Below are 24,289 nucleotides of genomic sequence, written 5' to 3'. Positions count from 1 at the left end.
AGACCGGCGGCGGTCACCGCCGAGTGACCGGGGCATTGCCGCCGCATCCGGTGGGCATGGTCACTTCCGCCACCGGCCCGTAACATCGGGTCACGCGGACAACGGCACCGAGGTGTTTTGAGGGGTACATCATCTCTGCTGAGTGGAGCGTCAGTTGATCGACTTACGACTTCTCGGCCCGGTGCGTGCGCTCGCGGGCGGACGCGATCTGGAGATCGGCCACCCCCGCCAGCGCGGTCTGCTGGCCCTGCTCATGGCGGACGTGGGCGTACCGGTGCCCTTCGACCGGCTGGCCGAGCTGCTGTGGGACGGCCGCCCGCCGCGCATGGCCCGCAACGTGATGGCCGGCTACGCCACCAGGCTGCGCAAGGCGCTGGCCGCCGCGGCGCCGCGCGGGAGCGCGGTGGAGCTGGCCGCCCGCGACGGCGGCTACGTGCTGCACGCCGACCGCTCCGCGGTCGACCTGTACCGCTTCCGCGACCTGGCGGCCCGCGGCGGCCGGCACGACTCGCCGGTCGAGGAGCGGGCCCGGCTGCTGCGCCAGGCGCTCGACGAGTGGTCGGGCACCCCGCTGACCGGACTGTGGGGCACCGGGGTCGAGTCGCTGCGGGCGGGCCTGGAGGAGCAGCGCCGCCAGGTGCTCAACTCCTTCTACGACACGCAGCTGCGGCTGGGCCGGGCCCGCGAGATCCTGCCGGAGCTGCAGTGGCTGATCGCCGAGCACCCCTATGCCGAGGACCTGATGCTGCGGCTGGTCAAGGCGCACAGCGGCAGCGGCAACCAGGCCGAGGCGCTGCGCCAGTACGCCGCCTTCGTGGAGCGGCTGGCCCGGGACCTGGCGACGCGGCCGGGCCCGGAGCTGCAGGCGGCGAGCGCGTCGCTGCTGCGCCGGCGGCCGGACCCCCACGACCGGGCCCCGATCGGCGCCGATCTGTCGATGCCGCCGGCCCCGGAGGTCTTCCTCGGCCGCGAGGAGGAGCTGCGGGCGATGGACGTGCTGGCCACCGCCCGCCCGGCGCAGGCCGCCGCGGTGGGCCCGGGCCGGAACCTGTTCGTGGTCAGCGGGCTGCCCGGATCGGGGAAGACGACGCTGGCGCTGCAGTGGGCGCAGCAGGCCCGCGACGCCTTCCCCGACGGGCGGTTCTTCGTCGCCATGCGCGGCCACCACCGCAACCTGGAGCCGCTCTCGCCGGCCGAGACGCTCGCCCGGGTGCTCCTCGCGCTGGGCGTGCCCGCCGCCGACATCCCGTACGGCCAGGACGAGCGGGCCGCCCTCTACCGCACCCTGCTCGCCCGGCACCGGGTCCTCATCGTGCTGGACGACGCGGCGGGCCCGGAGCAGGTGCGCGACCTGCTGCCCACCGGCGCGCACAGCAGCGCGGTGGTGGTCACCGCGCGCGGCCGCATGCCGGAGCTGACGGTCCGCTACTTCGCCGAGGAGTGCGCGCTGGACGTGCTGGACATGCCGGCCTCGCTCGCGCTGTTCCGGCGGCTGGTGGGCACCGAGCGGGTGGACGCCGACCCGGCGGCGGCCGACGGCCTGGTGCGGGTCTCGGGCCGGCTGCCGCTGACCCTGCAGCTGAACGCCGCCTATGCCGCGAGCCGCCCGGAGCAGTCGCTGGCCTCGCTGCTGGCGCAGGTCACCGCGGCGGCCGAGAGCGACCTCGCGCGGGGCGCGATGCGGGTGGCCCTCGACCTGTCCTACCGGCGGCTGGCCCCCGCGCAGCGGCAGATGTTCCGCTGGATCGGGCTGATCCCCGGGTCGGACTTCGAGGTCGAGGCGGCCGCCGCGCTCGCGGACTGCTCGCTGCCGGAGGCCGACCGGCGCCTGGGCGCGCTGGTGCAGGCGAACCTGCTCACCGAGTACGCCTCGCACCGCTACCGGCTGCACGACATGGTCCGGCAGTACGCGGCCGAGATCGCCGCCGCCGATCCGCGGCCGGTGCGCGAGAAGGTCCTGGTGCGGCTGCTGGAGTGGTACCGGCGGTGCGTGGAGGCGGCCAGCAGCAGCCAGAACATCCAGGTGGCCGGCTTCCACCGGGGCGCGGTGCAGGGCTGGCCGCCCTTCGGCGCGGTCCAGGAGCCGGCGGCGCTGCAGGGGATGGGCATCGAGTGGCTGGACCGGGAGAAGGCCAATCTGTGCGCGGCGGTCAAGCACGCGGCCGAGATGGGCCTGGGGCGGCCCAGTTGGCAGCTGGCCGACGCGATGCTGGGCTTCATCCGGCTGCACCCGGGCGGCGAGGACTGGGGGGCCGCGGTCACCGCCGCACTGGGGCAGACCGCGCTGTCCGGCGACGGCCGCGCGCACACCGGGATGCTGCTGAACATGGCGGACGTGCACTACCGGGTCGGCCACGGCGAGGGCGAGATGAGCCACGCGCGCGCCGCGGTGCGGGTGGCACGCGGGGCGCGATGGCGGGCCGGGGAGGCACTGGCGATGACCACGCTGGGCCGCGCGTACTGGTCGGTCGGCGAACTGGGCCTGGCCGACCGCTACTTGACCCGGGCGCTGCGCATCCACGAGGACATGGGCGACTGGGCGGGGCAGGCGAACGCGCTGGCCCGCATCGCCCGCAACGTCTACGACGCGGGGGCGATGGCCGAGGCGCTGCGCCACTTCCGGCGGGCGCTGACGCTGGTGGAGCGGGCCGACTCGCAGTTCGGCCGGGTGCGGCTGCCGGGCTACCTCGCCCTGACGCTGCGCCACATGGGCCACTACGAGGAGGCCGAGCGCTGGTGCACTTTGGCGGTGCGCACGAGCGAGGCGATGTCCTTCCACGAGGGGCTGGCGATCGCGCTGACCTGCCGGGCCGGCATCCACAGCGACCTGGGCGCGCAGGCGAGGGCGGCGGCGGCCGCGCGGCTGGCGCGGGTGGCGATCCCGCACCTGTCGGACCCGCGGATCGAGACCGACTGCCTGGTCCACCTGGGCAGTGTGGAGGCCGCGGCCGACAGCCCCGAGGAGGCGCTGCGCAGCTTCGGCCAGGCCCGGCAGATCGCCGAGAAGTTCGGCTACCGGCAGGGCGTGGCCCGCGCGCTGGCCGAGAGCGCCGCCGTCCGGGTCCGCCTGGGCCGGTACGAGGACGCGGCGGCCGAGTGCCGGCAGGCGCTGGCGGTGGCGCGCGGCACCGCGCTGCACCCGGTGGTGGCGCTGGCCCTGATGTCGCAGGCCGACTGTGCCCTGGCGGCCGGGCGCGGCACCGAGGCCGTCGCCGGTTACCGGCGGGCGGCCGCGATCTACCAGGCGGGGCAGCAGCCGCTCGGCGAGGTGCGGGCACTGCTGGCCTGGAGCCGGGCGGTGGGCGCCGGCCCCGGCCGGGGCCGCGCCCGGCGCCCCGCCACGCGCGGCCTGCGCATAGCCGAGCGCCTCGGCGTACCGGAGGCGGACTCCCTGCGCGCCCTGGTGTGACGGCGAGCGCGGCCGGGGCGTGCCGCGACCCATACGGCGGCACCGACGAGGTCCGGGCCTGGGCGCCCCGGAACCGCGCGGCGCTGGTGGCTCCTCGCCGGCGGGCCCGAGGCGCCCGGCACCGCACGCACGTCCCGCCCCCGCCGGGCAAGGACCGTGCCGGACACGGACCGGAGGGTGCCCGGCACGTAGGGGCGTCCGCCCGGCACGGCGGGGCCGGCGCTCTCCGCTGTGCGATGCGGCGAGCACGCCGCCGCGTCGCACGGCGGAGGGTGGGGTACGTCTCCGGCCGCCGGCCCAGGGGGGTGAGGGGGCCACCCCGCCGGAGGCCGGGAGCATGCCGGGGCGGGTTCTGCCGGACGGGCGTCAAGGCACCCGGATCACCGTGGCGGCATAGGAGAGGCCCGCGCCGAAGCCGATGAGCAGGGCGAGGTCGCCGGTGCGCAGGGTGCCCGAGGTGCGCATCCGGTCCAGCGCGAGGGGGATGGAGGCCGCCGAGGCGTTGCCCTGGTCCACGACGTCGCGGGCGACGGCGACGTGGCCGGGGAAGCCGATGCTGTCGGTGACGGACTCGATGATGCGCAGGTTGGCCTGGTGCGGGACGAACGCCTGCACGTCGCCGGGGCCGAGCCCGGACCGTTCGAGGGCGGCCGTCGCCACGTCGGGCAGGTGGGTCACCGCCCAGCGGAAGACCGCGGAGCCGCGCATGCGCAGGATGGCGCGGCCGTCGTGCTCGGGTTCCGGGCGCACGGTGATGGTGTCGGCGAGTTCGGGGTCGGTGCCCCACACCACGGGCCCGATGCCGGGCTCCGCCACCGCGCCGACGACGGCCGCGCCGGCGCCGTCGGAGAACAGGAACGCGGTGCCGCGGTCGGTGGGGTCGATGATGTCCGTCATCCGCTCGGTGCCCACCACCAGGCAGTTGCGGGCGGCGCCCGAGGTGATCAGGCTTGCCGCCAGCGCGAGCGCGACGGTGAAGCCGGAGCAGGCGGCGCTGACCTGCGCGCTGCCGCCGGGCACGCCCAGCCGGGCGGCGACGGCGGCGGCCAGGTCCCGCCCCTCGTCGATGTCGGACATGGTGGCGACCAGCACCTGGTCGATGTCGGTGGGCGCGAGGCCCGCCTCGGCCAGCGCCTTGCCGGCGGCGATGGCGCCCATCTCCACCAGCGTCTCGTCGCTCTGGGCGACGCAGCGGGTGTTGATGCCGCTGCGCCGCAGGATCCACTCGGGGGACGAGTCCAGGGTGCGGCAGATCTCCTCGTTGGTGACGATCCGCCGGGGCCGGTAGGTCCCGACGCCCAGGACGGCCGCGTGTCCCTTCTCGGCCGCGGGCCGGAACGTGCGCTCGCTCTCGGTGCTGTGCACTGTGGGCTCCCGTCGTCAGCGCTGCTTCCGCAGGTGTTACGCGCCCGGGCCCCCGCCCCCGCGCGGCCACCCGGCCCGGCTCCCGCCGAACTGCGGCAGAACTCCCGTCGAGACCCCCTCGTAGGGCTGCCGCACAGACCCCCACGGGCGCGCCGGAGTCCCCCCACCCGCGGCGCCGCGGGTTCGCCTTGACACCGACATACCGAGGGTATGTACTTACATACCCAAGGAATGTAACTGGGAAGGAAGCGACTGTGACCTCAGCAACGGCCCCATCGGCGGCCGAGAGCTCGAAGGCGGGGACGACGCTGCTGCTCACCGCGGCGGCCACGTTCATGGCCTTCCTCGACACCACCGTGGTGAACGTGGCGTTCCCGAATCTGCGGTCGGACTTTCCGCACGAGTCGCTGACGAACCTCACCTGGGTGGTCACGAGCTACGGGGTGCTCTTCGCCGCACTGCTCACCCCCGCCGGCCGGTACGCCGACGTCTTCGGCCGGCGCCGCTTCTTCCTCGGCTCGCTGGGCCTGTTCACCCTCGCCTCGATCGCCTGCGCCGCCGCGCCGAACGTGGACTTCCTCATCGCCGTGCGCGCGGTGCAGGGCATCGGCGCCGCCGGCATGATCCCCGCCGCTCTCGGCCTCGTACTCGCCGAGACACCGGCCGAGAAACGCGCCGAGGCCATCGGCCTGTGGGGCGCCTCGGGATCGGTCGCCGCGGCGGCCGGCCCCTCGCTCGGCGGCCTGCTGGTCAGCGCCTGGGACTGGCGCGCGGTGTTCATCATCAACGTGCCGATCGGCCTGGCCGTGATGCTCGCCGGCGCGAAGCTGCTGCCGGAGCGCCCCGCGGCCGGCGGCAAGTCACCCGACATCCTGGGCACCGCCACGGTCACCCTCGGCATCGCCGGCGTCGTCGTCGGCCTCACCAAGGGCGAGGACTGGGGCTGGGGTTCGGCCGAGACGTGGGGCTGGATCGGCGCCGGCGTGCTGCTCACCGCCTTCACCCTGCTGCGCTCGCGCGGCCGGGAGGCCCCGGCGGTGGACACCTCGCTGTGGGAGAGCAGGATGTTCGCGGCCGCCAACCTCACCGTCTTCTTCATCGGCGCCGGCCTGTTCGTCTGGTTCCTGTCCGGGCCGCTCTACCTGACCACCGTCTGGCACTACTCGGTGCTCAAGGCGGGTCTGGCCGTCACCCCGGGCGCGGTGCTGTCCGCGGTCACCGCCATCATCGTGGGCAGCAGGATCAAGCCGGAGAAGCAGCGCCCGGTGGTCATCGGCAGCGGGCTGATCTTCCTCGGGCTGAGCCTGTGGGCCTACTTCGCCCTGGGCGCCGAGCCGAAGTTCCTCGCGATCTGGCTGCCCTACGGCGCCTTCGGCGGTGCCGTCATCGGCGCCTCGCTGACCAGCGTCACCACGGCGGCGGCGATCTCGGTGCACCCGCTGAAGTTCGCCGCGGGCACCGGACTGAACACCACCGCACGGCAGTTCGGCGGCTCCATCGGCATCGCCGTGATGGCCGCGGTGATCGCCGCGCACAACCCGCTGCAGCCGCAGGCGTACCTGGACGCCTTCCTGCTGGCCGGCGTCTTCCTCGCGGCCTCGACGATCCCCGCCTCGATGCTCTTCACCAAGAAGTCGATGGCCATCATCGCCGAGACCCAGCGGCAGGTGCAGGCGTACATGGCCGCCCAGGCGCAGGCCGCGGCCGCGGCCGCGAGCGGGGGTGCCGCCGCGCCCGCCGAGGGCGCCGCGGTGGCCGACCGCGGCTGACCCGCACGGGCAGGCAGCACCCCGCACGAGAGCGCAGCAGAACGCAAGAGCAGAACCCGCCCGGCCGGCAAGGCCCCAGGGTCCCCGGCCGGGCGGGAACCGGCCGTAAGGACATCAGGCCGGCCCCCAACTCCCGGCGCCGGTATCCCCGGCCGGCCCCGGGCCGCGCGGTCGGACGCCGCGCCACGCGAAGGCCGGGGGCGGAACTCCCCCGGTCCGCCCCCGGCCTTCCGCACGCCGCCAGCAGCCGGACGCCGCCGGAAGTCGGAAGCCGGAAGCCGTCGGCAATCGCCGCCAGCCACCGCCAGCCACCGCCAGCCACCGCCAGCCACCGCCAGCCACCGCCAGCCACCGCCAGCAGCCGACCACCGCTGACCACCGCCGCCAGCTGCCGAAACCAGCCGACAGCAGGACGAACCGCGCGGCGCAACGGGACCGCGGCACCGGTCTCACCACCGCCCGCGGAAAGGCGGCACGAAATCTCCCGAGGGGACTCCCCTCCGGGCGCGTAACACCAAGCGAGTGCCCGTCCACCGAGAGGGAACCGTTGAACACCGTCCTTGACTGGCTGGACGATCCCGTCCCCGAGCGCGGGATCCACTACTACCGAGCGGACGGCTGGCAGCTGCGCGGCTACCCGGAGATCGCCCGGCAGGCCCGGCAGATCGCGGCGCTGCTCACCGCCGAGGGCGTCACCCGGGGCGTGGTCAGCCTGCAGATCGAGACCCCGGAGACCTTCGTCCCCGCCTTCCTGGGGACCATGTACGCCGGGCTGACCCCCTCGCCCATCGCCTCGCCGGTCACCTTCGCCAACCACGAGGCCTACGGCGACCACTCCGCCGCCGTGCTGCGCGCGGCCGAGCCCGCGGCCGTCCTCACCGACGCGGCGATGGAGCCGCTGTCGGCCGCCTCCTGCGCCAAGGCGGGCCTGCCGGCGCCGCTGGTGCTCCCCGAGACGCTGCCGGACGAGCCGGCGGCCGGGCCGCGCACCGCGGAGCTGGCCCTGCTGCAGTTCACCTCGGGCTCCAGCGGCACCCCCAAGGGCGTGCGGGTGACCGCGGACAACCTCGCGGCCAACGTCGCCGCCATCCACGGCTGGCTCGGCGTCACCCCCGAGGACTCCTGCTCGTCCTGGCTGCCGCTCTACCACGACATGGGCCTGATCGGCACCTTCCTCGGCTCCGTCGTCGCCCAGATCGACCTGTGGCTGATGACGCCGATGGACTTCATCCGCTCCCCCGCCCGCTGGCTGGAGGCGCACGGCAAGCACGGCGTCAGCATCACCACCGCCCCCAACTTCGGCTACGGCTACGCCACTTCGCGGGTCAAGGAGGAGGAGCTGGCGGGCAGCGACTTCTCCGCCTGGCGGGTCGCGATGAGCGGCGCCGAGCGGGTGGACGCCCGGGTCGCCGCCGACTTCGCCACCCGGCTGAACCCCTACGGCTTCCGCACCAGCGCCTTCACCCCCTGCTACGGCATGGCCGAGACCACCCTCGCCGTCACCGGGGTCCGCCCGGGCACCGGCGCCCGGATCGTCCGGCTGGCCGGCGCGCCAGCCACCGGCGAGCCGGTGGCGGTGGACGGCACCGGCACCCTGGGCTTCGACCGCCCCGAGGACCCGGCGGGCTGGCTCAGCTCCTGCGGCCGCCCGGTCCCCGAGACCGCCGTGGAGATCGTGGACGACGACGGCAAGCCGGTGCCCGAGGGGGCCTTCGGCGAGATCCGGGTGACCGGCTCCTCCGTGGCGCTGGGCTACCAGTCGCCCGACCCGGACGCCTCCGCGCCCTTCACCGCGGCGGGCCTGCACACCGGCGACGCCGGCTTCCTGCTCGACGGCGAGCTGTATGTGATCGGCCGGATCGGCGACAGCCTCAAGGTCCGCGGCCGCAAGGTCCACGCCGAGGACCTGGAGGCGGCGCTGGCCGCCGTGCCCGGCGTGCCCGCCGGCCGCTGCGCGGTCGCGCTGGGCAGCAGCGACGGGCGCGGCCGGGCGGTCGCCGTGGTCGAGGCCGCCGGCGAGGAGTGGCTGCCGGCCGCGCTCACCATGCTGCGCACCTCGCTGGACGCCACGGTCGCGATCACCGTGGTGGCCGCCCGGCGCGGCACCATCCCGCGCACCTCCAGCGGCAAGCCGCGCCGCCGGCTGCTCTTCCGGCTGGCCGGCGAGAACGCCCTGCCCGGCAGGGTCCTGCACGACACCCACGGTCCGGCCGTCGCCGGCACCGCATCCTCCGCACCTTCGACGGAACGAATGGACAGGGCTGCGTCATGACCGCCACTTCCGCGGGGCTCGTTCTCGACGTCACCGAGACCGCCCCGGAGACCACCGCAGAACAGCACGGCCGGCTGGCCAACTCCGCCGACCTCTACCGGCGCTGGGAGCGACAGCAGTGGGCCGTGGCCCAGGTCGACCCGGCCCGCGACGCCACCGTGTGGAACGCGCTGTCGTCCTTCTCCCGCAGCCAGATGCTCGGCTCGCTCGCCGAGCTGGAGGTCGGCGAGGTCGCGGTGACCCACACGCTGGGCGCGCTGATCGACGCCCCGCCCACCGAGGACGACCGCATCTTCCTGTGCACCCAGCTGGCCGACGAGGCCCGCCACGTACGCTTCTTCCAGACCTACCTGGAGGAGGGCTGCGGGGTCGCGCTGGACGGCGCCGACGGCAAGGAGCTGGAGGGCTCGGCGGACTACGCCGAGGTCTTCGCGCCCGAACTCCAGCGCGTCACCGACGCGGTGCGCTCCGACCACGCCGACCGCGACTCCTGGTACCGGGCGCTGATCTACTACCACCTGATCACCGAGGGCGTGCTCGCCGCCACCGCGCTGCGCACCACCCGCTTCCTGGCCAAGCGGCTGAAGCTGCCGGCCCTGGAGGAGGGCCTGACCAACGTCACCCGCGACGAGTCGCGGCACGTCTCCTTCGGCCTGCGGGCCGCCCAGGACGGCGTGGTCAACGGCGGCTTCGCGCAGGTCGTCGAGGACGCGCACTTCGAGTCGCTCGGCTCGGCCGCCTGGGTGCTGATCGGCCCGTCCCGGTACAACCCGGTGCCCGCGATCCAGGCCGCCCTCTTCAGCCGGGCCGCCCAGTTGCAGGGCGCGATCGACATCGCCCGCGAGCGGCTGCTCAAGCAGCTGCGCCTGGTGGGCCTGCCGCACCTGACGGAGAAGGCCGGGCTCGCCTGGGACCAGGCGGTCGAGCAGGCCGTCGACGCCTACGAGGAGCGGTGGAACGCCCCGCACCCGATCCGCGCCGCGGCCGCCCGCGCCGCCTGAACCACCCGAACCGCGAGCAGCCGGCCACCGGCACCGCCCGGCCGCAGGGACCGCGGGTCCCGCGCCCTTCATCGACACAACGGAAAGCGAGCAGCGCTCATGGACAGCAGCACCGTACGCAGCAAGGTCCGCACGATCGTCGGCGAGATGAGCCCGCTGGGCGCGCGCGAGGCGGCCTCCGGGGACCGCCTGGTCGAGGAGCTCGGCTACGACTCCCTGGCCGTCATAGAGCTCTCGCTGCGCATCGAGCAGGAGTTCGCGCTCGACCCGGCCGCCGCCGGCGGCACCCCCGACATCACCACAGTCAAGGACATCGAGGACTTCGTCGAGGCGCAGGCCGCGGCGCCGACCGACGCGGCCTGACCGGCCCCACCGAACCGGAAGAACGGCAACGAAGGAGCACCGTCACCATGACCGAGGATCTCAGCCGCGAGGCCGCCGACCCGCTCTGCCTGTCGCAGGAGGAGTCGGCCCGCCTGCTGCGAGGCGCCCCCTGGCAGCGGTTCGTCGCCATGGGCGACAGCTTCGCGGCCGGGGTCGGCGGTCCCAGCCGCGGCTACGCCACCGTCTCCTGGCCGAAGCGCGTGGCCGCGGCACTGGGCGAGGGGCGGCCCGACTTCGCCTATCTGAACACCGGTGTCATCGGCAAGCGCACCGCCGAGGTGCGCGCGGAACAGCTGGAGCAGGTAATGGCGTTCGAGCCCGACCTGGTCAACGTCGCCGCCGGCGGCAACGACATCTTCGACCCCGAACCCGACTTCGACGCGGTGGAGGAGAACCTGGACGCCGTGTACACGGCGCTGCGCGGCCGGGGAGCCGACGTGTTCGCCTTCACCGTGGCGAACGTCTTCGACACCGTGCCCGAACTCGCCGAGTTCGGCCTGCGGGTGGCCGAACTCAACAGCCGGATCCGGGCGGTGGCCGCCCGGCACGACGCGATGGTCGTCGAGATGTGGGACCACCCGGTGCGCAAGCGGCCGGAGTTGATGAGCGAGGACGGCATCCACTTCGCGATGGAGGGCCAGGCCGCGCTCGCCGCGGAGATCGTCCGCACGCTCTCCCAGCGGCTCAGCCGGTACGGCGCGCAGGGCCAGGTGCGGTGAGCGGCACCGCGCAGGCGGGCGGGACCGCCACCACGGACATCAGGACCGCGCGCTACGTCGTCGTCGGCGCCGGGTCGGCCGGCTGCGTGCTGGCCGCCCGGCTGAGCGCCGGCGGTGACGGCGACGTGGTGCTGATCGAGGCCGGCGGCAGCGACGGCCGGGCCGCGATCAGCATCCCGGCCGCCTTCCCCACCCTCTTCGGCACCGACGTCGACTGGGCCTTCGCCACCGAGCCGCAGGCCCAGCTGGACGGGCGACGGGTGAACTGGCCACGCGGCCGCACCCTGGGCGGCTCCTCCTCGCTGAACGCCCAGATCTGGACCCGCGGCCACCGCGCCGACTACGACGGCTGGGCCGCCCTCGGCCTGCCCGGCTGGTCGGCCGATGAGGTCAGGCCGTACTTCGAGCGGGCCGAGGACCGCTCGGCCGGCCCCGAACCGGACGGCGACGAGGCCGGGTACGGCTCCGGCGGCCCGATCCGGATCGAGGACCTGCGCGACCCGTCCGAGGCCACGCGGGAGTTCCTGGCCGCGTGCCGGCAGGCGCGCATCCCCGACCTGACCGGTGTCACCTCGCTCGCCCCGGAGGGGGCGGGGCCGGTGCACACCACCCAGCGCGGCGGCCGCCGGTGGAGCGCCGCCGACGCCTACCTGCGGCCCGCCCAGGACCGCGCCAACCTCACCGTCGTCACCGGTGCCCAGGTCGAGCGGGTGCTGATCGAGGACGGCCGCGCGGTGGGCGTGGCCTACCGCACCGCCGAAGGACCCGCGCAGGTGCGGGCCGAGGCCGAGGTGATCCTGGCGGCCGGCGCCGTCGGGACCCCGCACCTGCTGCTGACCTCGGGCGTCGGGCCGGCCGACGAGCTGGCCGCGCTCGGCATCGCCGTGCACGCCGACCGCCCCGAGGTCGGCCGCAACCTCACCGACCATCTCTATGTGCCGCTCGCCTTCGAGGCCTACGGCGAGGTGTCGCCGGGCGTCGCCGACCAGGCCGCCGAGATCGGCACCTACTTGCGGGGCCGCCGCGGCCGGCTGACCTCCAACATCGCCGAGGCGCTCGCCTTCGTCCGCAGCTCCGAGCGGCTGGCGGCGCCCGACCTGGAACTGGTGTGGATGGTGCTGCCCTTCCTCGACCAGCGGCAGGCGCGCCCGCAGCACGGCGTCACGCTCGGTGTGGTGCTGCTGCGGCCGCGCAGCCACGGCAGCATCCGGCTGAACCCCGCCGACCCGGCCGGGCCGCCGCTGATCGACCCGCGCTACCTGTCCGACCCGGCCGGCGAGGACCTGCGGACCCTGACCGCGGGTGTCCGGCTGGCCCAGCACGTGCTCAGCCGGCCGGCCCTGGCCGACCGGCTCGGCAGCCCGCTCACCCCCGGCGCCTTCGACCGCTCCGAGTCGTCGGTCGCCGCCCTCGTCCGCGCGTACGCCGAGACCCTCTACCACCCCGTCGGCACCTGCCGGATGGGCGCGGACGAGGACGCCGTCGTCGACGCGGACCTGCGCCTGCGGGGGATCGAGGCACTGAGAGTCGTCGATGCCTCGGTGATGCCCTCGATCCCCCGCGGACACACCCACGCCCCCACCGTGATGATCGCCGAGCGCGCGGCCGACCTGATCCTGGCCGCCGCCGACGCGGCGCCGGTCGGCCAACTCGCCGGCCGCTGAACGCGGTCCGGGCCCGCAGGGCCCCGTACCGGCCCACCCGCCCAGGTCTCCACCGCTCGCGTCCCGTCCCCTCGCATCCCCACTCGTCACCGAGCACCCGTCCCGCGAACTCCTCACCGGAAAGGCCATCCCCCGTGACTGTCCACGCCACCGCAGCCGAGGCCCAGGCGGTCCTCGCCGACGCCGCCCGGGCGGCCCTGAACGACGCGGCCTTCGCCGCCGCCCTCAAGGAGAGCGACTTCTCGCTCCAGCTCGCGCTGACCGGCCCGCAGGTCGCACTGCGCATCGACAAGGACGAGGTGGCCGAGGGCGCGCAGGCCGCCACCGTCCGGCTGGAGGGCGAGACCGACGCCCTGCACGCGGTGCTGCTCGGGCAGCTGCCGCTGCCGCGCGCCATCGTCGAGCACGGCCTGGCCGTCAAGGGCAAGGTCACCGCGGTGCGGCAGCTGGGCGCCCTGCTGCCGGTGCTCGGCCGCGAGTACCACCGGCGGCTGACCGCAGCCTCCGCCTGAGGCCCTTCAGGCCGCGCGGCCGCAGCACGTATCGCCGCCCTGCCGCCGCAGTACGCCGCCGTACCACCGCCGCACGCGGACACACCGGCACCGCCCTACCCGGTCCGCCACCGCATCCCTGACGCCCGACGCGAAGAGAGTCCAGCTGTGACCGATAGCCCTGTGACCACCGCCGGTTCCCTCGGCACCTCCGCGGTGCCCACCGGCCCCGTCCCCAACGCGCCGACCCTGTCCGACCTGCGGGCGCTCAAGGCCGCCGCCATGCCCTCGATCTTCGACCTCCCGCCGGACGTGGAGGAACTGCGCGACGAGGTCCGCGAGTTCGCCCAGACCGTGGTCAAGCCGCGGGTGCTGGAGAACGACCTGGCGCCGCACGACGAGTTCGACTGGGAGATGGTGCGCCTCGGCCACGAGCTGGGATTGCTGCGCCTGACCATCCCCAAGGACTTCGGCGGCCGCGGCATGGGCGTGCTCGGTGTGGCCGTCGCCATGGAGGAGCTGGCCTCGGTGTGCGCCAGCACCGCGCTGATCTTCGGCGCCTCCATGCTGGGCCAGACCTCCGTGCTGTTCTCCGGCGACCAGCAGCTGCAGGCCCGCTTCCTGCCGCCCTTCCTCGGCGACGAGCCGGTGCTCGCCTGCAACGGCATCACCGAGGAGGTCTCCGGCTGCGACCTGCTCATACCCGAGAACGCCGAGCTGGCCGCCGATGTGATGACCGCCCGCAGGGACGGCGACGGCTACGTGCTCAACGGCATCAAGCGCTTCATCACCAACGGCAAGGTGGCCCAGTGGGCCACGGTGTTCGCCAACATCGAGGGCAACCCCGGCGCCACCGGCCTGACCGTCTTCGTCGTGCCGCTGGACAGCGAGGGCGTCACCCGCGGCGCGGTCGCCGACAAGATGGGCTACCGGGCCTGCCTGGGCACCACGCTGACCTTCGAGGACGTGGTGGTGCCCGCCGAGAACGTCGTCCTCGGCGAGGGCAACGGCTGGAACTACCTGTCGGTGCAGTCCAACCAGGCCCGCTCGATCGTGGCCGCGATCTCCACCGGTGTGGCCCGCGGCGCCCTGGAGTACGCCCGGGAGTTCGCCGGCGAGCGCGTGCAGGCCGGCAAGCCCCTGTGGGAGCACCAGTTCACCGCCCGCAAGCTGGCCGAGATGTCGGCGAAGGTGGAGGCGTCCCGGCTGCTGTACCTGCAGGCGGCCTACCAGGCCGACAACATGCTGCCGGCGCCGGTCTACGGCCCGGCGGTGGCCAAGCTGTTCGCCGACCGGGCGGCGATCGAGGTGGCCGAGGAGGCCATGTCGATCCTGGGCGCCCGCGGCTACTGCCGGGAGAACCACGTGGAGAAGCTGGTCCGCGAGTCCTTCGGCGCCCGGATCTACGAGGGCACCCCGGAGGTGCTGGCCCTGGCGATCACCGGCTCCCTGTACGGACGGCGGGTGTGACCGCAGGCCCGGCCGGGACCGCCGTCGCCGCGGCGGCGGTCCCGGTGCCGCCCACCGCCGCGGACGCCGTCACGGACGTGGCCGCCGCCGAGGACGCCCGGCTCGCCGGGCGCCGCAGCCGCTACGTCGCCGACCTGACGGCGATGCACGACCGGATCAGCCTGCGCGGCCTGGTGGACCGGTGCGACCCGCTCTACGTGGCGCGCCGCCCGGACGGCCTGACCGTGCTGGCCGTCCCGCAGTCGGGGCTGCCCGACCGCTACCGGCTGATGATCTACGGCTTCCGGCTCGCCCAGTACCTGCGGCTGCGCTTCGCCAGCGACGAGATCGCGTACGGCAGCGCCCTGTTCGCCGAACCGCACGACGACCACGGCGAGGAGGTGCACGTCATGGCGCTGCGCGAGGAGACCGGCGCGATCCTGCGCTACGTCTCCTACGTCGGCACCACCGACGAGCAGCCGCTGCCGCTGACCCACCCCGCCCGCCGGCCCTTCCCGGCCGAGGTGGCGCACGGGGTGAACTTCTTCGACCACGTGCCCGTGCCGGACTCGGTGCACAGCGACGAGGTCTGGGAGGTCAAGCGGCTGGTGCAGCGCGGCTCGGAGCAGGACGCCTCGGCGGCGACGCGGCTGCGGGTCTCGCTGGAGATGATGCTCGCCTTCTACCGGACGCTGCGGGCGCTCGACCCGGCCCCGCGCTACCTGGTCGGCGACGGCGAGGAGGGGCTGGCGATCCGCCGGCTCACCCGCAGCCTGAGGGACATCACCGTCATCGAGGGCACCGCGCCCTCGCTGCCGCACACCGACCTCCACTTCCCGCTCTATGTGACCCGCGACGTGGTCAAGCCGTTCGTGGCGCGGGCCCCGGGCGGGGAGGAGCTGGACCGGCTCATCGGCTGGCTGGAGCGGGCGCTGACCGCCGCCGACCCGCTGGCCGGCTTCAAGAACCTGGTCGCCACGGTCGAGGGCACCATCAGAAGGGTACGGATATGACCAGCAGTACAGCTGCTCCCGGCGGCGTCCGCGACGGTGTTCCCGAGGGTGTGCCCGGGGACGCGGACGCGTTCTACCGGGAGTTCACCGAGCGCAACCGGGGGCTGATCCCCGAGGCGGTGCAGGCCCGGCTGCGCACCGCGCGGGTCCTGGTGGCCGGCTGCGGCTCCACCGGCGGGGCCGCGATCGAGCCGCTGGCCCGGCTGGGCGTGGGCGGCTTCGTGCTCACCGAGCCCGGCACCTACGAGCTGAACAACCTCAACCGCCAGAGCGCCACCCTGGCCGACCTCGACCGCAACAAGGCCGACGTCGGCGCCGACCGGGTACGCGCCATCAACCCGTACGCCCAGGTCGTGGTGGACACCGCCGGCGTGCAGGCCGACAACGCCGCGCTGCTGCTGGACGGCGTGGACGCGGTGGTGGACGGCGTGGACGTCACCACCGCCAAGGGCTGGCAGGCGAAGTACACCCTGCACGCCGAGGCGGCCCGGCTGCGCGTGCCGGTCGTCTCCGGCTACGACATGTCCGGCACCCAGCACGTGCGCTACTACGACTACCGGGTCGAGACCGAGCCCCTGGCCGGCGAGGTGACCGAGCAGGACCTGGCGACCGAGACGCTGTGGAACCTGCTGCTGCGGATCATCCCGCGCGAGATCGTGCCCGCCGACCTGATCGCCGACATCACCGCGCACCGCGGCGAGGCCGAGTACAGCGTCCCCCAACTGGTCTACGCCTCCCACCTGTTCGGCGTGATCGCCAGCCGCTACGTGGTGGAGGTGCTGGCCGGCAACCCGGTGCGGGACACCCTGACGCTCGACGTCCACAGCCTTGTCTCACCCGCACCCCGGCCCACCCCGAAGGAGCAGGAGCACACCCCATGACGACAGCCACCACACCGGGTGAGCGGCGCCGCGACGCGGACCCGCTCGCCCGGCAGACGAAGAAGGCGGCGCAGCTGCTCATCGCGTCCGCCAAGCACTCCTACGACCCGCGTGTCGACATCGACTGGGACCAGCCGCTGGAGGACGGCAAGTGGTTCCTGCCCGAGAAGCGCATATCGATCTACGGCACCGACCTCTACGCGTCGCTGACCCAGGAGCAGAAGCTGCTGCTCAGCCGGGAGGAGCTGGGCTCCTCGCTGGCCGCGGGCGTGTGGACCGAGCACATCCTGATGCACCTGGTGTCGCGGTACGCCTACAAGCGCGACATCAGCAGCCCCCAGGTGCAGTTCGCGATCACCGAGGTGGCCGACGAGGTCCGCCACATGATCATGTTCGCCCGGCTGGCGGAGAAGATCGGCATCGACTTCTACCCGGTCTCCCCCAAGACCCACCGCAACGGCCTGCTGCTGAAGACTTTCGCGCCGGTGCCGGCCCTGTGGGCGATGATCCTGCTCACCGAGGAGTTCTTCGACCGCTTCCAGCGCGAGCAGGCCAACGACGAGACGGTCCAGCCGGTGGTCCGCGCGGTCGCCCGTATCCACGTGGTGGAGGAGGCGCGGCACATCAGCTTCGCCCGCACCGAGTTGGAGCGGTTCGTGCCCACCCTCTCCAAGCGCAAGCTGGAGATGCTGCGCAACTTCCTGGCCAGTGTGGTCAAGACGATCCGGCACGACCGCTACAACCCGCTGATGTACGAGCGGGCCGGCATCGACCCCAAGGAGGCCGTGGCGGCCGGGCGCAGCAACCCGATCGCGAAGGCCAACGGCGCCTACGGGGCCGAGCGGATCGCCCCGTACTACCAGTCGATCGGCCTGATCGGCGGCAAGTCCGAGAAGGTGTGGGCCGAGGCGGGCTGGCTGCCGGACAAGGCGCACTGAGCGCGTCCGCGCGCCTGCAACGCACCAGCCACCCAATACCCACCGGTTGAACGGCCGGGCCGTGCGCCCCGGCACACGAGGAGCGACGAGGAGCGACATGGAGGACGACGGCTACGACGGCCCCGCGGTGGTGATCGTGGGCGAGGAGCGCTTCGCGACCCGCGCCCGGCTGCTCGGGCAGTTCCAGCCGCTGGACGGGCGGTACCGCTGGTACGGCCGGCTGGCGGCCGACGAGGCACTGACCCGGCTGGTGGGCGACCGCGGGGCGGCCGTCATCCTCCGCACGGAGGAGGGGTTCGCCGAAGGGCGCATCGGCGAACCCGACCTGTGGAATCGTTACCGCATCGAGGGAGAGAGCGCGCCCCCGTTCCACGTCCCCTTCGGCGTGGAGGACGTCGAGCCCGCCGACGACCACTGAACCGCCCGCGGCCGCCGGGCAGCCCAGCAGCGCAGCACCAGCACGTCATGCACCACCAGTGAACAGAGGAAGGGAACGACCCCGCATGTGCTTCGACGAGGACGCGGTCCCGCCGGTACCCGCCGACAAGGACGCGTCCACCCGGTCCGCGTACCTGGAGCTCACGGCCGCCGACGGCAACGTGTTCGGCGCCTTCGCCGCCGCGCCCCAGGACGGCAGCGACACCACCGTGGTGATCCTGCCCGACGTGCGCGGCCTGTACGGCTTCTACACCGAACTCGCGCTGCGGTTCGCCGAGAACGGCCTGGGCGCCCTCGTCTACGACTACTACGGCCGCTCGGCGGGCACCGGCAAGCGGGCCAAGGACTTCCCGTACACCGACCACATGGCCACCTTGACCCCGCGCAACATCTACACCGACCTGGCGGCGGCGGTCGGCCACGCCCGCTCCCCGCAGGGCGGCGCGGCGTCGCGGGTGCTGACGCTGGGCTTCTGCATCGGCGGGCGGATCGCCGTGCTGGGCGCCGCCCGGGACCTGGACCTGGCCGGGGTGGTGGGCTTCTACTGCTGGCCGGCCGCCGGCCCGGACGGCTCCCCCGGCCCCACCGCGCGGGCCGCCGAGCTGAAGTCCCCGGTGCTGGCACTGATGGCTGGCGACGACCCGGGCATCCCGGCGCGGCACGTGGCCGAGTTCGAGGAGGCGCTGGCGGCCGCCGGGGTCGACCACGAGGTGGTCACCTATCCCGGCACCCCGCACAGCTTCTTCGACGCCGCCCGGTCGCAGTACGCCGACGCGTCCGCCGACGCCTGGCAGCGGGTGCTGGCCTTCGCCCGGCGGGTGGGCGCCCCGGCGGTCGGCAGCTCGTAGACCTGGCCCGGCCGCGCGCCCGTACCACAGCTTACGTACCCTCGGAATGGAAACCACTGTACGCTGGACGTATTGCGCACGATCGGGAGGTGAGCGGTGGCAGCCGCAAGCGGCAGGACCCACGTCACACAGCGCGAGCGTTCGGACAGCACCATCGAGGCGCTGCTCGCGGCGGCCCGCGAGCAGTTCGCCACGCACGGTTACCACGCGGCCTCCCTGGACGCGGTGTGCGGCCAGGCGCACATGACCAAGGGCGCGCTCTACCACCACTTCTCCGGCAAGAAGGACCTCTTCCGGGCGGTCTACGAGCGCGAGCAGCGGCGGCTGGCCCGGGTGGTGGCCCGTGCCTACACGGCGGCGGAGACCGCGGAGCCGGGCGCCTGGCAGGCGGTGTACGCGGGCGCGCGGGCCTTCCTCGCCGAGGTGCTCGCCGCCGATGTCCAGCGGATCACCCTGCTGGACGCGCCGAGCGCGCTGGGCACCGACGCGATCCGCGAGATGAGCACCGGCTGCCTGCAGATGATGCAGGAGGGCATCCGGCGGGCCGCGGAGGCGGGCGACATCGCCACCCGGTCCGTCCCCGCGCTCGGCCACCTGCTCTACGGGGCACTGTGCGAGTCGGCGATGGCGATCGCCGGCGCGGAGGACCAGGAGGAAGCGCTCGCCGAGACGCTGGGCGAGCTGGAAGGGCTCTTCGACGCGCTCGCGGTGGCGGGCCGCAAGCCACTGGGCGCGGGCGCGTACTGAGCCTGGCCCCACGGCCCGGGATCGGCGTCCTTCGCATCCTCGGGCGGTGCCGTCAGGTGCCGATGCCGTCCCCGGACGGGGAGTTGGGGTGCGGGCCGCTGTCATGGGCCGCGGTCCGGGTATCCGGGTGGCCGCCGGTCGGGATGTCCGGGTGGCCCTCAGTCCGGTTGTCCCGGTGGGCCTTCGTCCGGGCTCCCGGTTGTGTTCCCGGTCGGGCCTCGGATCGGGCCTCCAGGATGCGGCTGAGGTCCCACAGGCTCAGGTGGGGGCGGCTCAGGGCGATCTCGGCCACCTGCGTCAGCGCCTTCGGGGTGCGGCCGCTGGCCTGGATCAGCCGCGGCAGCGCCTCCTCCTCCACGCCGACGCGGCCCTCGCCGAGGATCGCCGCGAGCATCCGCTCGGCCTGGCGCGCATTCAGCTCCCGCAGCCGGACCAGCCGGATCGGCTGCCATGACCGCAGCCTGCCCTGCAGCGCGGTCGAGCGGGTGGTCGCCACCACGGTCGCACCATCGCAGAGGTCCCGCAGCAACTCGCCGGAGACGTCCGCGCCGAGGTCGTCCAGCACGATGAGCAGCCGCCGGCCGGCCGCCGCCTTGCGGTAGAGCACGGCCAGTTCGTCCAGCGAGGCCCAGCCCTCCGGGTCGGGCACGCCGAGGCTGCGCAGCACGAACCGCATGGCGTCCTCGGGCCCCTGCGCCATGGAGCCGTCCTCGCTGCCGTGCATGCCCGCGAAGATCTGCCCATCGGGGAAGAGGGGGGCGACCCGGTGCGCCCAGTGGACGGCCAGCGCGGTCTTGCCCACGCCCGGCGGTCCCTGGATGACGCGCAGGCTGCGCTCGGACTCGGCCGCCGCCACGGAGCCGTCCAGCATGGCGACTTCCTGCTCGCGGCCGATCAGCCGTGCCGCGCGCGGCAGTTGGCTGGGGGCCGGCGGGTCGGCGGCGGGCGGGGCCGACAGGGTGCCGGCCGCCGCGTTCGGCAACCGGGCGGCCGCCGGGCCGCCCTGGATCTCGGCGGCCAGGGCCTGCGTCTCGCTGCCCGGGTCCACCCCGAGGTGGTCGGCGAGCCGCCAGCGCAGGTCGGCGTAGGCGTTCAGCGCCTCGGCGCGCAGGCCCGAACGGTGCAGCGCGGCCATCAGGTTGCGCACGACGATCTCGTTGTCGGCGTGGCGGTCGGCCAGCGCGCGCAGTTCGCCCAGGAGTTGGCGGTGGCGGCCGAGCCGCAACTCGGCCTCGTGGCACTCCACCAGCACCGACAGCCGCTCCAGCTCCAGGACCCGGCGCATCCGGTCGGCCCACGGGCAGCTCACACCGCCGAGCGGGCTGTCCTCCCAGACCGACAGGGCCTGCCGCAGCAGCCGCACTCCGGCGGCGCCCTCCTCGGCCCGGGCCCGCAGCACCAGGTCGCGGTAGACGTTCAGGTCCACCGCTTCCACGGGCAGTTCCAGCACGTAGCCGCCGTGCGCCCGGCGTACCGCGGCCACCTTCGACATCCCGGCGGCCTCGAGCGCGCCGCGCAGCCGGGAGATGTAGCCCTGCACGATGTTGCGGGCCGAGGAGGGCGGGTCGCTTCCCCAGGTCCAGTCGATCAGACTGTCCGTCGTCACGGCCTCGTTCACGTTCACGGCCAGCATCGCGAACACCCCGCGCTGCCGCGGCGCGCCGAGTTCGACCGCTGTTCCGTCCGGCCCCCGGCATTGCGTGTTCCCGAGCAGGCGCACAAAGGCCATGTGGCGACTCCCTGTCGGCGAGACGTCCCTCGACGCAATCCGGCCACACCGGATCCCGTCGACCACTCTAGGCGCGAACCCCCGTACAGGAGTCCGATTTCCGGCAGGACCGGTTCGCCGGGCAGGTCGGCTGCATGCGGGTACCACGGCGATGGAGGAATCCTTGACAGCCCGTGAGCGGTCCCGCGGCACGCTCAAGTTTTGCTTCATCCGGTGCCCGGATGCTCATCCGTGAAGCGCGACGAAGAGCATCCGTCGGACGACTCGGGGGCAACTCGGATGACATTCAAGGACGACAGGCGGCTCATCAGGCAGCGCACCGGCGAGCGTCGCTGGTCGCTGGTGATGCGGGAGCGAGAACGGCTGCTGCGGCTGGTCGTCGGCCGGCTCGGCCGGACGGCGGACGCGGAGGACTGCGTCCAGGAAGCGATGATCCGCGCGGCGACGTACGCCGCGCTCGACGAGGACCGGGTCGGCGCCCTGCTGACCACCATCACGCTGCGGCTGTGCGTGGACCAGCAGCGCCGGGCCACGCGCGACCAGCGCCTGGCGCACCGGGTGAAGACGCTCGGCGGCTCGGACCACGGCCCGGACGTGGAGCTGCAGACCTGCGAACGGGCGGCCGGCAGCTGGCTGATGGGCCAGCTCGACCGGCTCAGCGCCCGCGAGCAGCAGGTGATCCAGGCCCGGGCGGACGGCATGTCCACGGCCGAGACGGCGCGGGCGCTGAACATCACGCACAAGTCGGCGGAGAGCGCGTACACGCGGGCGCGCAGCCGGCTGCGCACGCTCTACATGCAGGAGATGGCCCGCTGAGCCGTGCCCGGCTCCGTGCGCGCGGGTCACCCCACCGGTCCCTTCGCCCTCACAGCGACCACCAGCAGTAGACCCGCCGGCCGTCGGCCTTCGCCCGCCGGGTCAGGGCGGCCAGGGACTCCAGGACGATCAGCGCGGTGCGGGCGTCGACGCGGGCCTGGGCCAGCTCCGCGGTCCGCGACCAGGGCCCGGCCGCGCGGGCGAGATCGGACGGCTCCGCCTGGACGAGTGCGTCCAGCAGGGTGTCCGAGAGGCTGAGTACGATCGGCGTGTCCCCCTGCGGGGAGGACAGCAGCCGCCCGGCCCGCGGGCGGCGGGTCGCCTCCTCGTAGCTGCAGCCGGTGAGGATCGCTTCGAGCCGGGCGACGGCGACGACGGGGTCGACCCCCGTGAGCGGGACCGCGTCCAACCCGCACACCGCGGGCCCGCCCGACCGCCCGGCCACCGCCGCGGCAGCCCGGTCGTCGGGTGCGGAGAAGTAGTCGCACAACGCCATCCCCCGAGTCTGTCACCGCCCCCCGACATTCCCCTCCCTCGCGCCGGGGGTCATTGGAGACGATCGGCTCCCGGCTGCGGCATGGCTGATCAGCGGCCGCCGGCACCCCGCGGGAGCGGCCCCGAGCAGGACGCGACCGCCCACCCGCCCGTCCGCGGAGCCTGCGGGCTTCGTGGCCGGACGGCTACGAGGGGCCGGTGCGTACGATGGGGAGGCCGTTGAGGGAGGGGTGGGGTTGGGGAAGGGTGGAGTCGTGGGGCGCGCGCTGGGTGCCACCTATCTGGCATTCGCCGGGTCCGGGTTCGCCGGGGCGAGCTGGGCCGCGCGGATTCCGCAGGTGAAGGACCGGCTGGGGCTGGATGCCTCCGCCCTCGGCGTGCTGCTCCTGGCCGTCGCGATCGGCTCGCTGGTGGCGCTGCCCGTGTCGGGGCACCTGGTGGGGCGGTTCGGGTCGCGGCGGATGGTCGCCGCGATGGCCGTCCTGCTGGGGCTCGGCTTCGTCCTGGTCGCCGTCGGCGTCCTGCAGGGCGAGGCCCCGGTCGCCGCCGGGCTGTTCGTGTTCGGGTTCGCGAACGGGACCTGGGACGTCGCCATGAACGTGCAGGGCGCGCTGGTGGAACGGCGGCTCGGCCGCACGGTGATGTCCCGCTTCCACGCCGGCTTCTCCATCGGCACCGTCGCGGGCGCGCTCGTCGGCGCCGCGGCCGTCGCGCTGCACGTACCCGTGACCGCGCACCTGCTCGCCATCGCCGCGGTGGTCGCCCTCGGTATCCCCCCGACCACACGCGTGATGCTCCCCGACCGCCGGAGCGACGCCGAGGCGGCCGGGTCCGGCGGCGAGCACCCCGCGCCGGGCGGTGTCCTCACCGCGTGGCGCACCCCGCGCACCCTGCTGATCGGCCTGTTCGTGCTCGCCTTCGCCTTCGCCGAGGGCACGGGCAACGACTGGATCGGCCTCGCCCTCATCGACGGCTACCACCGGCCCGCCGCGCTCGGCACCCTCGCCTTCGCCGTGTTCCTCGCCGCGATGACAGCGGGCCGCTGGTTCGGCACGGGCCTGTTCGAACGGTACGGGCGGGTGCCCGTGGTCCGCGTGCTCGCCGTCGTGGCGACGGCCGGCGTCCTGCTCTTCGCCTTCGGCTCCGCCACCCCGGTCGCCTTCGCGGGCGCCGTGCTGTGGGGCTTCGGCACGTCCCTGGGCTACCCCGTGGGCATGAGCGCCGGCGCCGACGACCCGCACCACGCCGCCGCCCACGTCAGCGTCATCGCCTCGATCGGCTACTGCGCCTTCCTCGGCGGCCCGCCCCTGATCGGCTTCCTCGCCCACCGGCAGGGCGTCCTCCACGCGATCACGGCCGCGGCCGCGCTCCTCGCCGTGTCGGCCCTGATCGCCTCGGCCGTCCGCGCGCCCGCACCGGGCCCGCACCGACCGCCGAAGCAGCGCGACCCGCACGTGGCAGAAGAACGCGCCGAGGCCCAGTAGCCCGAAACCCCGCCGCCCCCGCCGCCCCCGCGGCCCCCGCGGCCCCCGCGGCCCCCGCGGCGACGATGCCCTGCGTGACGTCGCGCCTGCGCGCCCTGCTGCCCGACACCGCCCCCTGGCGCACCTCGCGCGACTTCCGGCTGATGTGGACGGCCGGCACGGTGACGACGTTCGGCAGCTTCCTGACCCTGGTCGCCCTGCCGCTCCAGCTGAAGGAGCTCACCGGCTCGGCCGCCGCGGTCGGCGCCGCAGGCAGGCCAGTCCGCTACGGCGGCGCTGCCCGCGTCCTCCCCGAAACGCGCCGCCGCCGGTCGGGCGCGGCCGCTCGACAGCCCCCCCTCGACACGCGTCCTGCCGCGCCAACAGGTGTGCCGCGC

Annotated in this window: 20 protein-coding genes and 1 pseudogene; 18 read left to right on the top strand and 3 right to left on the bottom strand. The window is 74.4% G+C overall.

Features of this window, described 5'->3' with window-relative positions; genetic code table 11:
- Nucleotides 1–154 precede the first annotated feature (154 nt).
- On the top strand, nt 155–3,409 hold the full coding sequence (locus BLR33_RS18565; RefSeq protein ID WP_143031714.1) for an AfsR/SARP family transcriptional regulator: 3,255 nt from the start codon (nt 155–157) through the stop codon (nt 3,407–3,409).
- Nucleotides 3,410–3,775: 366 nt separating this feature from the next.
- Here the strand turns inward: BLR33_RS18565 and BLR33_RS18560 are convergent, their stop codons facing one another.
- On the bottom strand, nt 3,776–4,774 hold the full coding sequence (locus tag BLR33_RS18560; protein WP_093785636.1) for a beta-ketoacyl-ACP synthase 3: 999 nt from the start codon (nt 4,772–4,774) through the stop codon (nt 3,776–3,778).
- 254 nt (nt 4,775–5,028) lie between these two features.
- On the opposite strand from BLR33_RS18560, the gene BLR33_RS18555 reads away from it, so the two are divergent.
- The 14 genes from BLR33_RS18555 (at nt 5,029) to BLR33_RS18490 (ending at nt 19,388) form a co-directional block, all read left to right on the top strand.
- The gene (locus BLR33_RS18555) at nt 5,029–6,543 is read left to right on the top strand and encodes a DHA2 family efflux MFS transporter permease subunit (protein ID WP_093785635.1); all 1,515 of its coding nucleotides are present in this window, start codon (nt 5,029–5,031) and stop codon (nt 6,541–6,543) included.
- 547 nt (nt 6,544–7,090) lie between these two features.
- Complete coding sequence (locus BLR33_RS18550; protein WP_093785634.1) at nt 7,091–8,815, top strand: AMP-binding protein; 1,725 nt, start codon at nt 7,091–7,093, stop codon at nt 8,813–8,815.
- On the top strand, nt 8,812–9,816 hold the full coding sequence (locus BLR33_RS18545) for a ribonucleotide-diphosphate reductase subunit beta (protein WP_093785633.1): 1,005 nt from the start codon (nt 8,812–8,814) through the stop codon (nt 9,814–9,816). Before BLR33_RS18550 ends, BLR33_RS18545 begins: the two co-directional genes overlap by 4 nt.
- Before the next feature lie 99 nt (nt 9,817–9,915).
- Nucleotides 9,916–10,179 carry an acyl carrier protein gene (locus BLR33_RS18540; protein ID WP_093785632.1) on the top strand — a complete coding sequence of 88 codons (264 nt, stop codon included), beginning with the start codon at nt 9,916–9,918 and terminating at the stop codon, nt 10,177–10,179.
- 47 nt (nt 10,180–10,226) lie between these two features.
- Nucleotides 10,227–10,919, top strand: coding sequence for an SGNH/GDSL hydrolase family protein (locus BLR33_RS18535; RefSeq protein WP_093785631.1), 693 nt, complete (start codon nt 10,227–10,229; stop codon nt 10,917–10,919).
- Nucleotides 10,916–12,583 carry a GMC family oxidoreductase gene (locus BLR33_RS18530; protein WP_245771500.1) on the top strand — a complete coding sequence of 556 codons (1,668 nt, stop codon included), beginning with the start codon at nt 10,916–10,918 and terminating at the stop codon, nt 12,581–12,583. The genes BLR33_RS18535 and BLR33_RS18530 overlap by 4 nt, the downstream gene beginning before the upstream one ends.
- A 134-nt stretch (nt 12,584–12,717) precedes the next feature.
- Nucleotides 12,718–13,095, top strand: a complete 378-nt coding sequence (locus tag BLR33_RS18525; protein WP_093785630.1) for an SCP2 sterol-binding domain-containing protein — start codon at nt 12,718–12,720, stop codon at nt 13,093–13,095.
- A gap of 147 nt (nt 13,096–13,242) precedes the next feature.
- On the top strand, nt 13,243–14,544 hold the full coding sequence (locus BLR33_RS18520; RefSeq protein ID WP_245771499.1) for an acyl-CoA dehydrogenase family protein: 1,302 nt from the start codon (nt 13,243–13,245) through the stop codon (nt 14,542–14,544).
- A complete protein-coding gene (locus tag BLR33_RS18515; protein ID WP_093785629.1) occupies nt 14,541–15,536 on the top strand; it encodes a hypothetical protein in 996 nt (331 codons plus the stop codon). Before BLR33_RS18520 ends, BLR33_RS18515 begins: the two co-directional genes overlap by 4 nt.
- A complete protein-coding gene (locus BLR33_RS18510) occupies nt 15,533–16,417 on the top strand; it encodes a ThiF family adenylyltransferase (RefSeq protein ID WP_093785628.1) in 885 nt (294 codons plus the stop codon). The genes BLR33_RS18515 and BLR33_RS18510 overlap by 4 nt, the downstream gene beginning before the upstream one ends.
- Nucleotides 16,414–17,355 (top strand): AurF N-oxygenase family protein, encoded by a 942-nt coding sequence (locus tag BLR33_RS18505; protein ID WP_093785627.1) that lies wholly within the window; start codon nt 16,414–16,416, stop codon nt 17,353–17,355. The genes BLR33_RS18510 and BLR33_RS18505 overlap by 4 nt, the downstream gene beginning before the upstream one ends.
- Nucleotides 17,356–17,452: 97 nt before the next feature.
- On the top strand, nt 17,453–17,773 hold the full coding sequence (locus BLR33_RS18500) for a DUF4873 domain-containing protein (protein ID WP_093785626.1): 321 nt from the start codon (nt 17,453–17,455) through the stop codon (nt 17,771–17,773).
- A gap of 85 nt (nt 17,774–17,858) precedes the next feature.
- Nucleotides 17,859–18,641: a dienelactone hydrolase family protein gene (locus tag BLR33_RS18495; RefSeq protein WP_093785625.1), complete on the top strand. Its 783-nt coding sequence runs from the start codon at nt 17,859–17,861 to the stop codon at nt 18,639–18,641.
- A 96-nt stretch (nt 18,642–18,737) separates the two neighbouring features.
- On the top strand, nt 18,738–19,388 hold the full coding sequence (locus BLR33_RS18490) for a TetR/AcrR family transcriptional regulator (RefSeq protein WP_093785624.1): 651 nt from the start codon (nt 18,738–18,740) through the stop codon (nt 19,386–19,388).
- Between the two features lie 52 nt (nt 19,389–19,440).
- On the opposite strand, the gene BLR33_RS18485 is transcribed toward BLR33_RS18490, so the two are convergent.
- Nucleotides 19,441–21,117, bottom strand: a complete 1,677-nt coding sequence (locus BLR33_RS18485) for an AfsR/SARP family transcriptional regulator (protein ID WP_176930314.1) — start codon at nt 21,115–21,117, stop codon at nt 19,441–19,443.
- A 279-nt stretch (nt 21,118–21,396) separates the two neighbouring features.
- Between BLR33_RS18485 and BLR33_RS18480 the strand changes: the two genes are divergently transcribed.
- Complete coding sequence (locus BLR33_RS18480; RefSeq protein ID WP_245771498.1) at nt 21,397–21,933, top strand: RNA polymerase sigma factor; 537 nt, start codon at nt 21,397–21,399, stop codon at nt 21,931–21,933.
- Nucleotides 21,934–21,982: 49 nt separating this feature from the next.
- Here the strand turns inward: BLR33_RS18480 and BLR33_RS18475 are convergent, their stop codons facing one another.
- The gene (locus tag BLR33_RS18475) at nt 21,983–22,429 is read right to left on the bottom strand and encodes a hypothetical protein (RefSeq protein ID WP_093785622.1); all 447 of its coding nucleotides are present in this window, start codon (nt 22,427–22,429) and stop codon (nt 21,983–21,985) included.
- A 253-nt stretch (nt 22,430–22,682) separates the two neighbouring features.
- On the opposite strand from BLR33_RS18475, the gene BLR33_RS18470 reads away from it, so the two are divergent.
- Entirely contained in the window at nt 22,683–23,912 is a 1,230-nt protein-coding gene (locus BLR33_RS18470) for an MFS transporter (protein WP_218136673.1), read from the top strand.
- Between the two features lie 65 nt (nt 23,913–23,977).
- Nucleotides 23,978–24,166: pseudogene (locus tag BLR33_RS36180) on the top strand (MFS transporter); the annotation flags it as partial.
- Nucleotides 24,167–24,289 lie beyond the last annotated feature (123 nt).

It is taken from the genome of Actinacidiphila guanduensis, assembly GCF_900103985.1.
In the GTDB taxonomy this organism is placed as follows: domain Bacteria; phylum Actinomycetota; class Actinomycetes; order Streptomycetales; family Streptomycetaceae; genus Actinacidiphila; species Actinacidiphila guanduensis.
Note: the sequence above shows the minus strand (reverse complement) of the source record. Positions and strands in the feature narration are given on the sequence as shown.